General features: G+C 59.2%; 12 protein-coding genes. 9 read left to right on the top strand and 3 right to left on the bottom strand.

All coding sequences use genetic code 11. From position 1 onward, the window contains the following. Positions 1–390 precede the first annotated feature (390 nt). Complete coding sequence (locus tag DESU86_RS02735) at positions 391–1,080, top strand: translation initiation factor IF-2 (RefSeq protein WP_179979649.1); 690 nt, start codon at positions 391–393, stop codon at positions 1,078–1,080. 283 nt (positions 1,081–1,363) lie between these two features. On the opposite strand, the gene DESU86_RS02730 is transcribed toward DESU86_RS02735, so the two are convergent. Continuing rightward, positions 1,364–1,936 carry a GNAT family N-acetyltransferase gene (locus tag DESU86_RS02730; RefSeq protein ID WP_179979648.1) on the bottom strand — a complete coding sequence of 191 codons (573 nt, stop codon included), beginning with the start codon at positions 1,934–1,936 and terminating at the stop codon, positions 1,364–1,366. A gap of 390 nt (positions 1,937–2,326) precedes the next feature. On the opposite strand from DESU86_RS02730, the gene DESU86_RS02725 reads away from it, so the two are divergent. From DESU86_RS02725 to DESU86_RS02710, 4 genes are all read left to right on the top strand, one after another. Beyond that, the gene (locus DESU86_RS02725) at positions 2,327–3,328 is read left to right on the top strand and encodes a TOBE domain-containing protein (protein ID WP_179979647.1); all 1,002 of its coding nucleotides are present in this window, start codon (positions 2,327–2,329) and stop codon (positions 3,326–3,328) included. A gap of 488 nt (positions 3,329–3,816) precedes the next feature. Next, the gene (locus DESU86_RS02720) at positions 3,817–4,644 is read left to right on the top strand and encodes a substrate-binding domain-containing protein (RefSeq protein ID WP_442873487.1); all 828 of its coding nucleotides are present in this window, start codon (positions 3,817–3,819) and stop codon (positions 4,642–4,644) included. A gap of 95 nt (positions 4,645–4,739) precedes the next feature. Beyond that, positions 4,740–5,435 carry an ABC transporter permease gene (locus tag DESU86_RS02715; protein WP_179979645.1) on the top strand — a complete coding sequence of 232 codons (696 nt, stop codon included), beginning with the start codon at positions 4,740–4,742 and terminating at the stop codon, positions 5,433–5,435. After that, positions 5,432–6,070 carry an ABC transporter ATP-binding protein gene (locus tag DESU86_RS02710; RefSeq protein WP_179979644.1) on the top strand — a complete coding sequence of 213 codons (639 nt, stop codon included), beginning with the start codon at positions 5,432–5,434 and terminating at the stop codon, positions 6,068–6,070. Before DESU86_RS02715 ends, DESU86_RS02710 begins: the two co-directional genes overlap by 4 nt. 451 nt (positions 6,071–6,521) lie before the next feature. On the opposite strand, the gene DESU86_RS02705 is transcribed toward DESU86_RS02710, so the two are convergent. Next, positions 6,522–7,688: an iron-containing alcohol dehydrogenase gene (locus DESU86_RS02705; protein WP_179979643.1), complete on the bottom strand. Its 1,167-nt coding sequence runs from the start codon at positions 7,686–7,688 to the stop codon at positions 6,522–6,524. 169 nt (positions 7,689–7,857) lie between these two features. Between DESU86_RS02705 and DESU86_RS02700 the strand changes: the two genes are divergently transcribed. The 4 genes from DESU86_RS02700 (at position 7,858) to DESU86_RS02685 (ending at position 12,307) form a co-directional block, all read left to right on the top strand. Further along, positions 7,858–8,880, top strand: a complete 1,023-nt coding sequence (locus DESU86_RS02700; RefSeq protein WP_232088398.1) for an AraC family transcriptional regulator — start codon at positions 7,858–7,860, stop codon at positions 8,878–8,880. A gap of 263 nt (positions 8,881–9,143) precedes the next feature. After that, positions 9,144–10,886 carry an aldehyde ferredoxin oxidoreductase C-terminal domain-containing protein gene (locus DESU86_RS02695; protein WP_179979641.1) on the top strand — a complete coding sequence of 581 codons (1,743 nt, stop codon included), beginning with the start codon at positions 9,144–9,146 and terminating at the stop codon, positions 10,884–10,886. A gap of 185 nt (positions 10,887–11,071) precedes the next feature. Then, the gene (locus tag DESU86_RS02690) at positions 11,072–11,311 is read left to right on the top strand and encodes a MoaD/ThiS family protein (protein ID WP_179979640.1); all 240 of its coding nucleotides are present in this window, start codon (positions 11,072–11,074) and stop codon (positions 11,309–11,311) included. A 12-nt stretch (positions 11,312–11,323) separates the two neighbouring features. Beyond that, positions 11,324–12,307, top strand: a complete 984-nt coding sequence (locus tag DESU86_RS02685; protein WP_179979639.1) for a HesA/MoeB/ThiF family protein — start codon at positions 11,324–11,326, stop codon at positions 12,305–12,307. 139 nt (positions 12,308–12,446) lie between these two features. Here the strand turns inward: DESU86_RS02685 and DESU86_RS02680 are convergent, their stop codons facing one another. After that, positions 12,447–14,465 carry a molybdopterin biosynthesis protein gene (locus tag DESU86_RS02680; RefSeq protein ID WP_179979638.1) on the bottom strand — a complete coding sequence of 673 codons (2,019 nt, stop codon included), beginning with the start codon at positions 14,463–14,465 and terminating at the stop codon, positions 12,447–12,449. Positions 14,466–14,476: the final 11 nt, after the last annotated feature.

The raw sequence follows: 14,476 nt of genomic DNA, 5'->3' as shown, positions 1-14,476 counted from the left end.
TCCCTTAGTAAGCGATGTGGCGGGCGCGTGCGGCGCTGGCCGGGTGAACGAAACCAGGGAAGGAACGTGAGATCCCACGGAAGGGGCGGGGCGCATGCCCTGAGGCATGGTGCGCCCGGCTGTATCGGGCGGAATTTTCCGGAACGGGCCACCGGGCTGCGGCGGCCTGCGGGCATTTTCCGCTTGCGAGACCCTTGACGGTCCATGGGAAAAACGTGCGTTCCATATGCTATTATTATCCACGATACATACTTGCCAAAAAAAAGGAAAGAGCCAGACGGGCTTAGAGATCTGCCTGTTTATAAAAGCTGTAAAAGCCCTGCTTGACAGACGCCGCCGCTGCTGTGAAAATTTATAGGATAAACCGGGCTTTGCCCGCGTGGAGGATATATGGCCTGGGAATGGGGCGCAGCTGGCGTCGTGCTGTTGATAGTCGTGGTATTTTGCGTGCGCCTCATGAAGCGCGGGCTCACCACGCTGGAGGACGAGCGCGCCCTGTGCGACGAACGTATCCGCACCATGGAAGAGCAGATACGCCAGGACCAGAAAAATATGGCCTCCAGCGAACATTTGCATATTGCCCTGGCTGGACTGCGCGACATGCTGCGTCTGGCCGATTATCCGTCGGGATTCTGGCTTGAGGTACAGGATCATGCTCGCGGCACGGCCAATGAAAAGGCTCTGGTGCTGCACACGCCTGACGGCGACTGGCGCGTAAGCCTGATCATGCGCGAGCGGCAGCTGCGGGCCGTGCACAAGGTGGCCCACGGGCAGAGCCGCTGGCACCTGTATGGAGCAGGCGTGCATGAAGAATATGCGGATTTGCCCCGGCTCATGTGCGCCTTGCACAACCATTTGCGAATGGCCGCAAGCTCCGCCAGCACGGGTCTGAAAACGCCCGGAGTTCTGGATCTGCCCGTGGCCGCCGCCACCGGACAGGCAAACGCCGCCAATAAACTGCAGGCCGTGCCGCCTGAAAAGCCGCATCTTTTTCGCAGGTTTTCCGGACGGCCAGACCCAAAAGCCCCAGCCCGCAAAAAAAGCCCCCCGCCGCCTCCGCTCAAGCTCGGCAGCCGCTGACAGAGAACACTTTGAAATATTTTGTGGGGGAGGCTTTGCGGAGATGAAATGCTTTGTGGGGGAGGGACCCTTTTGCAAAAGGGTCTCCTCCCCCACGCCCCCACCCCCTAAAACTCTTTTTATAGCAGTCCGTCCGGTCCTGTGACGACAGCCTGGACGCAACCGCGCCGCAAATATGCCACGCCGCCGAATATCGCGGCTGTCGTGAATGTTAAGGCTGTGTGAATGCCTCGGCTGCGTGTGCTGCCGCGCGGCCCAAAAGGCCGAAGCCCTTTCAAGAATGCTATAAAGTGTTCGCCATGATTTCTTGCAGAGCGTCCTGCGGCAGATTGTTGATGGAAACAAGAGGGTTTGGGGGAGAGTCATAGGCGGCAATGGTTTTTTCAAACCAGCCCACATGGTGCCACTTGCCGTTTTTGTGCCCGGCATTGGTGTATACGCCCACAGTGCGGAAGCCCAATGATTTGTGCAGGGCCTCGCTTCTGGCATTGGGCAGGGTGACGCAGCCGTAGACATTTCTGACTTCCTGCAAGGCCAGCATTCGGATGAGGACGCCGTACAGGCGTTTGCCCAGCCCTTTGGAAGTCGCCGCCATGTCAAGATACACAGAAAGTTCGGCGTTCCACTGATAGGCCTGGCGTTCCATATGCCTGTGGGCGTAGGCGTAGCCGACAATATTGCCGCCCTCTTCACAGACAATGTAGGGATAGCAGCTGGAAATGCTGGCGATGCGCCCCGCGAACTCCCGCTCTGAAGGCAGAACGCATTCAAAGGTGATGGGCGTTGTTATGTATTGGGCATAAATGGCTAAAAGCGCGCGGCTGTCTGCTGGCGCGGCAAATCGTATGGCCGTCATGCTGTTCTCCCTGACTGAAAATGACGCGGTTGGCCGTGCTGCCCGGCAAGGCGAAGGCCGGGAACCCCACGTTGAAATTTCTCTGGCATCTGCCTGTGCTGTGGCTGATTCATGTTGCGACGCTGTGATGCCTGGAAGACGCCGCTTCTGCAAGCCCCACTTCAGATCGCAACACACTTTGTCCTTGCAGAGCGATTACCTCATTTCATCCGTAAACTGTTCTAAAAAGAGTTTTTGGGGGTGGGGGCGTGGGGGAGGAGACCCTTTTGCAAAAGGGTCCCTCCCCCACAAAGCCTTTCAACATGCCACCGCCTCACATCAGGGCGAAGGCCGCGCTGCCCCCTGATGACAGTTTTTCGCCGATTTGTTAACTTGCTTTAAAGTACAGCCATGCACAGTCATATAACCCGTCAGCAACTGGAAGCCCTTACCCTGCGCTGGGAGCACTGGGAGGCAGAAGCGGCCACGACAGCGCAAAAAATTGCGCGGGCGCGGCTGCACCTGCTGTTTTTGCTGTTCCGGTATGGCGGGCTGCGTCTTGGCGAGGCCCTGACTTTTGAGCCCCGCGCCGCCATAGACATTATCACGGGCATGATGCGCGTGCCCGGCCCCAACGCCCGCGAGCTGCTGCTGCCTTTGAGCGCCATGCGGCATATCCGCCGGATTCTCAGTCTGCCGCAGGCCGGCGATCCCGATTTTCTGCGTCTTGACCAGGCCTTTGTGCGCAAAAAATTCTATGCCGTCGGCAAGACAATGGGCCTGCCTCCGGCCGTGCTTGGGCCGCGCGCCATACGGTATTCCAGAGGGCTGGAGCTTCTTGATCTGCACGTGCCCATGTCGCTGGTGCAAAAGTTTCTTGGGCAGCAGGATACTGTTCAGTTGGCCGCCTTTCTGAATTTTTCCGATGGTCAGGCCCGAAAAATGCTCAGCGCGCAGGCCCGTGACCGCAGGGCCTCACGACAGGTGCAGGCCGTTGACGATGATGCCACAAACCTGTTCTGGGGCATTGTCACCGGCATCCACACGGGCATGAGAAAAATCCACGTGGAAATAACGACGTTCTCAGATGTGCGCCTGACGGCCTCCTGTACTCATGAGCAGGCAGGGCTGCTGGAAGTGCATGAAAACCAGGTACTCAGCGCCCGTGTTGATCCTGAGCGCGTGGCGCTTTCTGCCGAGCGCATCCAGACAAGCCTGGGCAACTGCGCGCGTTGCGTGGTGGAAAGCCTGCACGCCGACGCGGTGGAAACCTTCGTATGCCTGAGCCTGCCGGATGGCACGATTCTGCGCGCCACGGTGGAAACACCGGCGGTCACAAAACTGCACCTTGCCGAAGGCAAAAAAATCTTCGCGTACTTTCCCACCAGCGCCGTGACCCTGCTGGCGGACTAGGTGTAATTTCTGGATGTAATCTTATGGTGGAACGCGTTGTGGGGGAGGGACCCTTTTGCAAAAGGGTCCCTCCCCCACGCCCCCACCCCCTAAAACTTTTATTGTGTTTTAGTATGGCACAATGAATTTTCTGATCCGGAGCAGGGTACAGACAGCGTCTTTCAGGCACAACGTCTCCCAGGCATAACGTTTTCCAGACGTCACGCCATAGCAAGGCTGTCTGCTCCAGATGTTGAGTGCCGTACAGGGTTTTCCCCGAACCTCCTTAAACGTCCCCTCGGTCTTTTCCGCAATAATTTCTGAACACTTCCGGCCATACTGACCGCCGCCGACATGCCCACAGCTGTAGAGCCGGGACTTTCCACTCGGCCCCATCTTTTATATCACGGTTTTTGATGATACCGTGATGATCACATGTAGTGGCATGACGCTGCCTTCGGGCAACGAAATATCTTTAACAGGAGTTTCTCATGTTCCGTATTTCTGAAATGTTCTGCGCGTCCCGTTTCGCTCTGGCCGCCTGCCTGCTGGGCTCGCTGGCATTGGCCCCAGCCGCCCAGGCTGCGGATACGCTCATGATGGCAACCACCACCAGCACTCAGGACTCCGGCCTGCTGGAATATCTTGAGCCCATGTTCAAAAAGGAAACGGGCATTGAACTCAAATGGGTGGCCGTTGGAACGGGCAAGGCGCTTGAGATCGCCAAAAACTGCGACGCTGACGTGCTGCTGGTGCATGCCCCGGCGAGCGAGATGGAATTTGTCAAAGCCGGTCACGGCATTGACCGTCGTCAGGTCATGTACAATGACTTTGTCATTGTGGGCCCCGCCTCTGACCCGGCCAAGGTAAAGGGAAAGAGCACTGCCGAGGCGCTTGGCGGCATTTTTTCCGCCAAGGCGGGTTTTGTGAGCCGTGGCGACCAGTCCGGCACCCACAAGGCCGAAGAAAAACTTTGGAAGCAGGCCCAGATCACGCCCGACAAGGATCCCAAATATTTTTCCGCTGGTCAGGGCATGATCGCCACGCTGAACATGGCCGCTGAAAAGCAGGCCTACTCCCTGACCGACCGTGGAACCTGGATTACCTTTGCCGACAAGATGGGCGACAAGAACCCTCTGGTCATCATTGTTGAGGGGGACAAGGCGCTTTTCAACCAGTACAGCGTCATTGCGGTCAATCCCGCCCAGTGCCCCAAGGTCAAAAAGGAGCTGGCGCAGAAGTTCGAGGACTGGTGGGTGGCCCCTGCCACGCAGCAGAAAATTGCGGACTACAAGCTCAAGGGCAAACAGCTCTTCTTCCCCAACGCCGGTAAATAACTGACGTATATTGCGGCGCGGGCGCGGGGAGTCTTTTCCCGCGCTTGCGCCGCCAGTGCGCCGCGCCGTCATTTCAGGAACTTTCGGGCATTTGTATGGACTATCTGGTCAATGGTTTTTCCAGCGCGCTGGCTCTTCTTGCGCATATGGACGCGGCCACCCTGTCCGCCATCTACGCGACGCTGCTGTCCACATGCTATGCCATGACGGCGGCTCTGCTGCTGGGGCTGCCCATGGGCTTCGCCCTCGGCTACTGCTCCTTTCCCGGCAGGCGGGCCCTGCGCCTTGTTTCAGACACGCTTCTGGCTTTTCCCACAGTGCTCATCGGTCTGCTGGTCTATGCCTTCATAACGGCGCGCGGCCCACTGGGGCAGTATGGGCTGCTGTTCACGCTGCCGGGCATGGCCGTGGGGCAGGCGGTGCTCGCCCTGCCCATTGTGGTGTCCTGGACGGCGCAGGCAGTGGAAAGTCTTGATCCGCGCTGCCGCGAAACCCTGTTGACGCTGGGGGCCAATGCCCGGCAGGTCACGGCGCTTTCGTTGTGGGAGTGCCGGTATTCCATAGGCATGGTCTGCATAACCGCCTTCGGGCGCGTCATCACCGAGGTGGGCGTCGCCATGATGCTTGGGGGCAACATCCGGTATGCCACCCGCACCATGACTACGGCCATAGCGCTTGAGACCAGCAAGGGCGATTTTGCCCAGGGCATAGCGCTCGGCCTCATCTTGCTGCTCATGGCCTTTGTCATCAATCTTGTGTTGGCCTTTTTTCGCCACAGGGAACGGGCATGAGCAAACTGCTGTATGAAGGGCGCGACCTTGTGCAGATTTACGGGGGCCGCAAGGTTTTGGACATGCCCCTGTTTGAGGTGCGCAAGGGTGAAGCCGTGGCCCTGACCGGGCCCAATGGCTGCGGTAAATCCACCCTGCTGCGGCTGCTGGCTTTTCTTGAGCGCCCGGTGTCGGGCGAACTGCGCTATGCCGGGGCGGGCACTGGCAGGCGGGAGGCAACCCTGCTGCTTCAGGACCCCTATTTGCTGCGCATGAGCGTTTTCAGCAATGTGGTGCTGGGCCTGCGGCTGCGGCATGACGCGGCGTCGCTCAAGCTTGTGTACGAGCAGTGCATGCGCGCGACTGGTTTTGACAATCCCTGGGATTTCGCGGAGCGCGGCCCCGGCGAACTTTCGGGCGGCGAGCGGCAGCGGATCGCCCTTGCCTCGCGGCTGGCGCTGCGGCCCAAGGTGCTTCTGCTGGACGAACCCACCGCCAATGTGGACGCATCCAGCGCCCGCGCCATGGTGCGCGCCATTGAGAACTGCCGCAGTGAGGGCGCGACCGTGGTCTGCGCCACGCATGATCCGGCCTTGATCCGTACGCTGGGGGCGCGCGAAATCCGCCTGGGCAGACACTGGAATGAAGTGAACTGATTTTTGCGCCAGAAGTGCTCTGGCAGTGGCATTGTGAAAAGCCATGGCCGTGGTTCAGGTTGCGCACCATCATCAGGACATCCTGAGCCATGCCAGCGCGCAGTTCCGGCTTGAGCGCGGCACGCTGACGGCAGTGCCATCCATGCTGGTATAATCCGCCCCTCGTAGGGATTCCGCATAACATAAATTAACTACGCCACTAAACACATACAAAGTGTTCAGTGGCGTAGTTATTTATTGGGACATGCTCAAAACCGCGCGGAAATGCGTCTTTGCGGCCATCATTTCTTCAAATGCTTCCCTGGCGCGTTTCAAGGGGGAAACCTCAATCATGGCCGAGACCGCCAATGCCGGAAATCGCCACAAGAACATCTGGATGCGCCTTGCTGTTCCGTAAGGTGTTGAACGTTGTTCCCCGGTTATATAAACAGGGGAAAAGGGAGTGGGACGCTTAAAACGTGACGTCCTTACCGTAATATACCGCTTCAAACAGCCCAGTCATTTCTTCTTCCGAAACAGGACGCGGATTTGTTCCCGTGCACGGATCTCCGACTGCCTCCTTGGCTATCTCTTTGACCTGGCTCATAAAAAACTTTTCGTCCGTGCCATGCTCCTTGAGAGAGGATGGCATATTCAGGTCGGAGCGCAGTTTCTTGATGCAATCCACCAGGGCCGTCACCAATGCAGCATCGGTTTTTCCCTCCAAACCAAGATAGCGGGCGATCTCGGCGTATTTTTCAGGAGCAGTTCTGGCGTTATACTGCGTGGCGTATGTGAGGTAGATGGCGTTTGCCCTGCCATGCGCAATGTCAAGCACTCTTCCGGTCTTATGGGCCATGGAATGCACGACGCCAAGAATGGCGTTGGAGAATGCCATTCCCGCCATGCACTGGGCGAGGTGGACGCTGTTGCGGGCAGTTACATCCCCTTCATAAGAAGCTGGCAAATCGCGGACAATCATCTGAATCGCTTTGATGGCCAGACCGTCAGTAATGGGATTTGCCATAGTGGATGTGTACGCCTCAATGGCATGGGTCAGAGCATCCATGCCGGTATCCGCAATCAGGGCGAGGGGCATGTCGGCCACGAGGCTCGTGTCGAGAATGGCAATATCCGGGGTGATATTGTAATCCGCAATGGGGTATTTCATGCCGGTTTCATAATCGGTAATAACGGAAAACGATGTGACCTCCGTACCGGTGCCGCTGGTGGTAGGGATGGCGATGAACCGCGCCTTGCGGCGAAGTTCGGGAAGGTTGAACGGCTTTGCCGCCTCCTCAAAAGTGAAGTCGGGATGTTCATAGAAAATCCACATGGCTTTGGCGGCGTCAATGGGAGAGCCGCCGCCGATGCCGATAATCCAGTCAGGGCCATAGCTGTTCATGGCGGCAACGCCCTTCATCACGGTTGTAATTGAAGGATCCGCCTCGATTCCAGCAAAAATGTCAGATTCAATACCGGCCTTTTTCAAACGAGACTGAATCTTTGCGGTCGTCCCGTCTTTTTTCAATCTCTCTGAACCGACCACCAGCATGGCCTTCGTCCCGCTGACCGAAGCCAGTCTGTCAAGTGCGTTTTCACCGAAATAAACTTCACGTGGAATAGTGAACCGTACCATGTTTTTCTCCTTGAGTAGTTTTTGATATTGCCGAAAAATGCAATTTTATATTTATTGCGCAGCAGCTACGATCTGAAGCATTTTTCCCTGGCGAGGGGGTTCCTGGCGATCTGTCGCTACATTACCAGACATATTTCATGCACTTTCGGTGTGGCTTGAGGTGGACATTATGGATTTACGGGCTTATGGTGAATACACGATCTTCCGCGATCATTGCCTGATAATACAAAAAATAATTTTTTATGAAATAAGAAGAAGGTTGCACATGAAGAATGCGGCGCTCAAGGAACTGGCGGACATTGTCGCGCGCCATGCCCCCGGGGAAGAGTTCAATCAGACCAGGATAGGGGGCTTGACTTGCATCCGGATTGACAACCCCAACGAGCATCTCCCCGAAATATACAATCCTTGCATCTGCCTGGTGATTCAGGGAGCCAAGGCGATAACCTACGGGCAGGAAATTTACGACTGCAATGTGGGCGACTACATGACCATCCCCGTGACCATGCCCATCATTGGCATGATCACCAAGGCATCTCCCGAAAAACCATACTTATGCCTGCAAGTGGAAATTGATCTTGCTATGGCCGGGGAGATTTTTCTGGCTGGGAACATACTGCCATGCGGCTCCAAGCTGGCCGCCCGTTCACTGTTCGTGGACGCCATGGATGATGACTTGGGAGAGCCGCTGCTGCGGTTGGCCCGACTTCTTGACGCTCCCGGGGATGCCGGGTTTCTGGCTCCCATGTACATCAGGGAGGTATGCTACCGTCTTTTGAAATCCGTGCATGGGCGTCATATTGCACACCTGGCCATGCACGAAGGCAATTTGCAGAAAGTGGGCAGAGTCATTGCGCATATCAATCAGAAATTCAGAGAGCCACTACGAATAGACGAGTTGGCGGGAATTGCGGAGATGAGTATTTCCAGCCTTCACCAGCGGTTTAAAGAGATAACCACGCTGACGCCCATGCAGTTCCAAAAGCAGCTTCGCCTGATCGAAGCCAGGCGCTTCATAACGGCGGAACAGAAAGGCGCTGCTGAGGCCGCGTATCATGTAGGGTATGAAAGTCCTTCGCAATTCAGTCGTGAGTACTCCAGGATGTTTGGCAATCCCCCCGGCCGGGATGCAGAAAAATACCCCAAAACCATGCACAAATTTACCCAGGGAAGGAGTGATCAAGCAGATTGATTGCGTCCATTCCGGCCATTTCCCCCCCCCACAAAGCCCTTGAGATGAACTCGTGCTAGCCCCTGCACACGGCGCACGCGGCGCGCATTTGCCGTATTGTCCTTCTTTTGTCCGCTTTCGTGCCGCTTGGGCATGAAAGCGTGTCGTTTTTTTTGGGGAGTTGCCGTTTTTTCTGATCCTGCCGTAGAAAGCGATTAAAGACTTGCTGTGTAAAAAGATATTGCGAAAACATATACTGCGCGGCAGCGCTGTAAGGAGGCCCCATGTTTCGTTTTTTGCGCGTTAATATGGCGACAAAAACCTGTGTGTTTGAAGAAATTCCTCAGGAATATGCGGGCCTTGGCGGTCGCGCCCTGACCTCGGCCATTGTGGCGCGTGAAGTTCCGCCCACCTGCACGCCCATCGGCCCGCACAACAAGCTGGTTTTCGCGCCTGGCCTGTTGGGCGCCACCAACAGCCCCAACGCCAACCGTATTTCCGTGGGCTGTAAAAGCCCGCTTACCGAAGGCATCAAGGAATCCAACGCGGGCGGTCAGCCCGGCGGCCATCTGGCCCGCTTGGCCATTCTTGCCGTTATTGTTGAAGACATGGCCGAAGAAGGCCAGTGGTGGCAGCTTGAAGTAAGCAAGGACCACGCAAAGCTTGTGCCTTCTGAAACGGCGGGCTTGAACAACTTTGATACCGTGGCCAGGCTTATTGAAAAGTACGGCAGTGATTGCAGCTATGTGACCATCGGTCGCGCGGGCGAGTTCAAGCTCACCGCCGCCTCCATCGCCTTTACCGACCGCGAGTTGCGCCCCATGCGCCATGCCGGTCGCGGCGGCGTGGGCGCGGTTATGGGCTCTAAAGGACTCAAGGCCATCATCGTGAATCCCGAGGGCGGCAAGAATCAGCCCCTTGTGGACGAAGCGGCTTTCCGCGACGCATCCAAGCGTTTTGCCAAGGCACTGGCCGAGCATCCCATCACGAGCAAGGGCCTTGCGGAGTACGGCACCGCCGTGCTTGTGAACATTCTGCATGAAGCGGGCGGCCTGCCCACGGCCAACTTTACCGTGGGCCGGTTTGACAAGCATGAGGCCGTGTCCGGCGAGCTGCTGAACCAGATTACCAAGGAACGCGGCGGCACGGTGGCGCATGGCTGCATGAGCGGCTGCATGATCCGTTGCAGCGGCATTTTGCCCGACAAGAAAGGCAAGTTCCAGAGCAAGTGGCCGGAATATGAAACCCTGTGGGCCTTTGGCCCCCACTCCGGCATCGGGGATCTGGACGCCATCTCGCAGTATGACTATCTGTGCGACGACATCGGCGTGGACACCATTGACGTGGGTGTCGCCATGGGCGTTGCCATGGCTGGCGGGGGCATTCCTTACGGCGACGCCAAGGCCGTGCTGGCCGCCATGCACGCCATCAGCGAAGGCACGCCCCTTGGGCGCGTCATCGGTTGCGGCACGGCCACCACTGGCCGGGTTTTCGGCGTGCGCCGGGTGCCCACGGTCAAGGGGCAGAGCCTGCCCGCCTATGACCCGCGTGCCGTCAAGGGCCAGGGCGTTACCTACGCCACGTCGCCCATGGGCGCTGACCACACGGCCGGGTATGCCGTTACCGCCAACATCCTGAGCAGCGGCGGCACGGTTGATCCGCTGAAAAAGGAAGGCCAGATCGAGCTTTCGCGCAATCTGCAGGTGGCTACGGCCTCGGTGGACTCCGTGGGGCTGTGCCTGTTCACGGCTTTTGCCATTCTTGACGTGCCGGACGCTTTGCCCGCCATTGTGGACATGCTCAACGCCAAGTTCGGCTGGCAGCTTACGGGTGATGACGTGGTGACTCTGGGCCAGCGCATCCTGTCCACGGAAATCGACTTCAACCGCCGCGCGGGCATCACCCAGGCCGCGGACGTGCTGCCCGATTTCTTTACGGATGAAAAGCTTCCCCCGCACAACACCACTTTTGACATCACCCACGACGAACTCAAGACCGTGTTCAACTGGATAGAGGAAAAGGGCTAGTTCGCATTACGAAACATGGCCGCCCCGGTCGGGCAAGACCGGGGCGGCGGAAAATTTTGTCTTGCTGTTGCGGTAGATAGGTCTGTACCTGCGCAAGGGCTGACATGGGCTTTGCGTATAGCTTGACGGCGGCCCGGCGGCGTGGGCATATATGATCTGGCCACGTTGCGGCCAAGGAGTTTGTCATGCACCTGACCGTGAAGCTGAGCACCACGCTGCGCGACCACGTGTCCGGCTATAATCCGGAAGCGGGCCTGCACCTTGCCATGCCGGAAGGCAGCAGCGCGGAACAGTTGGCCCGGCATCTGAATCTGCCGCTGCAAGACATCAAAATTGTTATGGTCAACGGACGCCAGCGTAAGGTGGACGATCTCCTGCGCGACGGAGATCGCATTGCCTTCTTCCCGGCTGTCGGTGGAGGCTAGCGTCCGTTGGCCATGACAAAACCAGAAACGCGCGCCTTTTTTATCCCCTACCTGCGCGCCGAATACCCCCCACATTCTGCCAGCGCCACGGCCTCCTGCGGGCAGGGCACGCCTGACAGCACGCTTTTTGTGAGTCTCGCGGGCCTGCGGGCCTGGGCTAAACTGCATGGCCTGTCCGAGGGTGAGGCCATGGCGCGCCTGCTGTCCTTCAACATTTGGCCCGAGCGTTTTCGCCGTAACTATGGCCTGTTCTCCTCAGAGGACATGGCCCGTCTGTTGCGCAGCCGTATTCTTGTTCTTGGTTGCGGCGGGCTTGGAGGGCACGCGGCGGAATTGCTGGCGCGTATGGGCGTGGGCTTTCTGCGCCTTGTGGACAATGACGTTTTTGACGAGAGCAATCTCAACCGCCAGCGCTTCTGCACCGAAAGCGCTCTGGGCCGTCCCAAGGCCCTTGTGCTGCGGCAGGCCCTTGCCGATGTGGCCTCGCACCTTGACGCCGAGGCAGTGCAGGTTGAGGCGGACGAGCACAATCTGCCGGATCTTGTGCGGGGTGTGGACGTGGCCCTGGACTGCCTCGACACTATCGCGGCCAAGACCGCACTGGAAAAGGCCAGTCTTGCGGCGGGGGTGCCCTTTGTGCACGGCTCCGTCCTGCGGGACGAGGGCTTTGCCTACATGAACGGGGGGCCGACGCCCCGTCTGCCGGAACTGTATCCGCAGGGGCAAAGCGTTGAAGAACTGACGCAAGCCCGCCGTGAAGGCGTGGGCACGCTGGCTCCGGCAGCTGTGGCCTGCCTTATGGTCAGGCTGTGCCTGCGCGTGGTGCTTGCCCCGTCTTCTGAGGCGGGAGCTGAAACCGTCGGGGCCGGGGGAAACCCGGCAACCGGGCATTCGCCAGCCGGTAATATGCCGGCCGGTCATGGCCCTGGGGTGCTCTCGCCCCTCTACCATCTGGACATGTCCGTGCCGGAACTGGAACGCTTTTTCTGGGAGTAACCCGCCAGCGCGGGCAGGCGGCGGCTATCAGTGGCTGCCGAGCCACACTGACGCGGGGGTACGGCGTAGCAACCCCCACGGGGTAGGGCAATTTTTTTCTTCTTTCCGCTGTCTGTCGTGATCTGACAATCCGCCGGGCCTATCTGCCCGGGTATTCCCAGATGATCTGCCCCGTCTTTTCCGTGCCGTAGCCCCCGAGGGCCGTTACTTCCTGCTTGAAGTCAGCGCCGCGTATGACGTCCAGCAGGGCCTGCATGGCCGGAGTTTCATAAAAGCGCCGGGGGATGACGAGGTCGTATTCTTCCACACCCACGGGCACAAAGGGCAGGCCCAGCGCGTTGGCGGCGGAGCGCACGGCAAGGCCCGCGTCCGCGCGGCCTGAAAGCACGGCTGCGGCCACATTCATATGGGTGTATTCCTCATCCCGGTAGCCGGTGATGCGCGTGGGCGCAATGCCAAGACAGGCAAGCCTGTAGTCCAGCAGCACACGGGTGCCGCTGCCGCGCTGCCGGTTCACGAAGCGCAGCCCTTGCCGCGCCAGATCCTCAATGCCGCTGATGCCAAGGGGATTGCCCGGCGCTGTCAAAATGCCCTGTTCCCTGTCCACAAGGCGCAGCAGAACAACGGGTTCTTCAAGGTTTTCTTCAATGGCCTTGCGGTTGTATACGCCGCTGGCGGCATCCAGCAAATGGCTGCCCGCCAGATGGCACTGGCCGCGCCCAAGGGCCATGAGCCCGCCCAGAGAGCCAACGTGGGCCGAGGTGAGGCGATAGCGGGGGTGGGTTTTGCGCAGCAGGCTGTCCAGCAGGTCCAACGTGTTGTCGTGGCTGCCTATGGCCAGCAGGGCGTTATCAAGCGCGGCCTGCGGCCGCAGCAAGTCCACTGTCACGGGTTCCCCGGCGTCGCAACCCTCGCTGTCGCGGGGGATGCGGATGATGCCGTCGGCCCGGCTCAGGCTGGTGATGGTTCCCGCGCCGCGCGGCAGGGGCACGGCGATTATGGTTCCATCCACCCGGCCCAGCTTCACGCGCAGGCGTTCTTCCATACCGGGGCGCGAGGGCAGCGGGTTGCAGGGAATGGCCGTGGCCTTTTCGCGCTCCGGGGCGACACGCTTCTGCCACAGGGCCAGCAGGGGCAGCACAAATTCTTCCATGGCGATACCGGCCGAAACCGGATAGCCGGGCACGCCGATAACGGGCTTGCCGCGCACCACGGCCAGCACCGTGGGCTTGCCGGGCATGACCGAAACGCCGTGCACCAGCACCTCGCCCAATGATTCCAGCACATGGGCCGTGTAGTCGTGGCTGCCAGCCGAAGACCCGGCATTAAGGATGACAAGGTCGGCTCCCGCTCCCGCACTTGCGTCCGCTCCCGACCACGCTCCAGACTCCGTCCCCGTACCTGCTTCTGGCCCCGTCCCACCAAGGGCGGCCATGACGGCGGCGGCAATGGCCTTTGGTTCGTCGGGAACCACGGGCAGGGTGACGGGATGGCCCCCGGCCTCAGTAATCATGGCCGAAAAAATCAGCGAATTGAATTCCGGCAGCACCCGTCCGGCGCGCAGGTCTTCCTCCCGAGCTTCGCTCAAGGGCACAATTTCCGAGCCGCTGGGAACAATGGCGACGCGCGGGCGCGCGAACACCGGCACTTCAAGCACGCCGCCCGCAGCCAGAGCGCCCAGATCGTACGGGCCAATGCACACTCCGGGCGGCAGGATGATCTCCGTGGCCACCATGTCCTCGCCCATCTTGCGCACATGCTGCCAGGGAAAGGCGGCTTTTTCTATGACGGCCCATTGAACGCCTTCAACCGTTTCGGTATTGACGTTTTCAACCATGATGACGGCGTTACAACCGTCGGGCAGGGGATGCCCTGTATTGATCCAGTGGGCGGCCTTGCCGAGCTCAAGGCGCAGGGGATTGCGCGCGGAAGCGGCAAAGGTGTCTTCGGCATTGACGGCAATGCCGTCCATGGCCGCTCCGTGAAATGCCGGGGAAGACCGCAGGGCTGCCACAGGGCGGCTGAGCACGCGGCGAAGCGCCTGAGTCAGGGGAACGGTTTCTTCCGCCAGGCTGTGCACGTGGGCGTTGAGCTTTGTAAACCAGAGGCTTCTGGCTTCATCGGGCGGCAGCAGGGTCAGGTAGGTATTGCGTTTCAAGGGCGTTCTCC

This window comes from Desulfovibrio sp. 86, from assembly GCF_902702915.1.
Lineage (GTDB): Bacteria > Desulfobacterota > Desulfovibrionia > Desulfovibrionales > Desulfovibrionaceae > Desulfovibrio.
The sequence above is the reverse complement of the archived record's forward strand: the minus strand, read 5'-3'. Positions and strand labels throughout refer to the sequence as shown.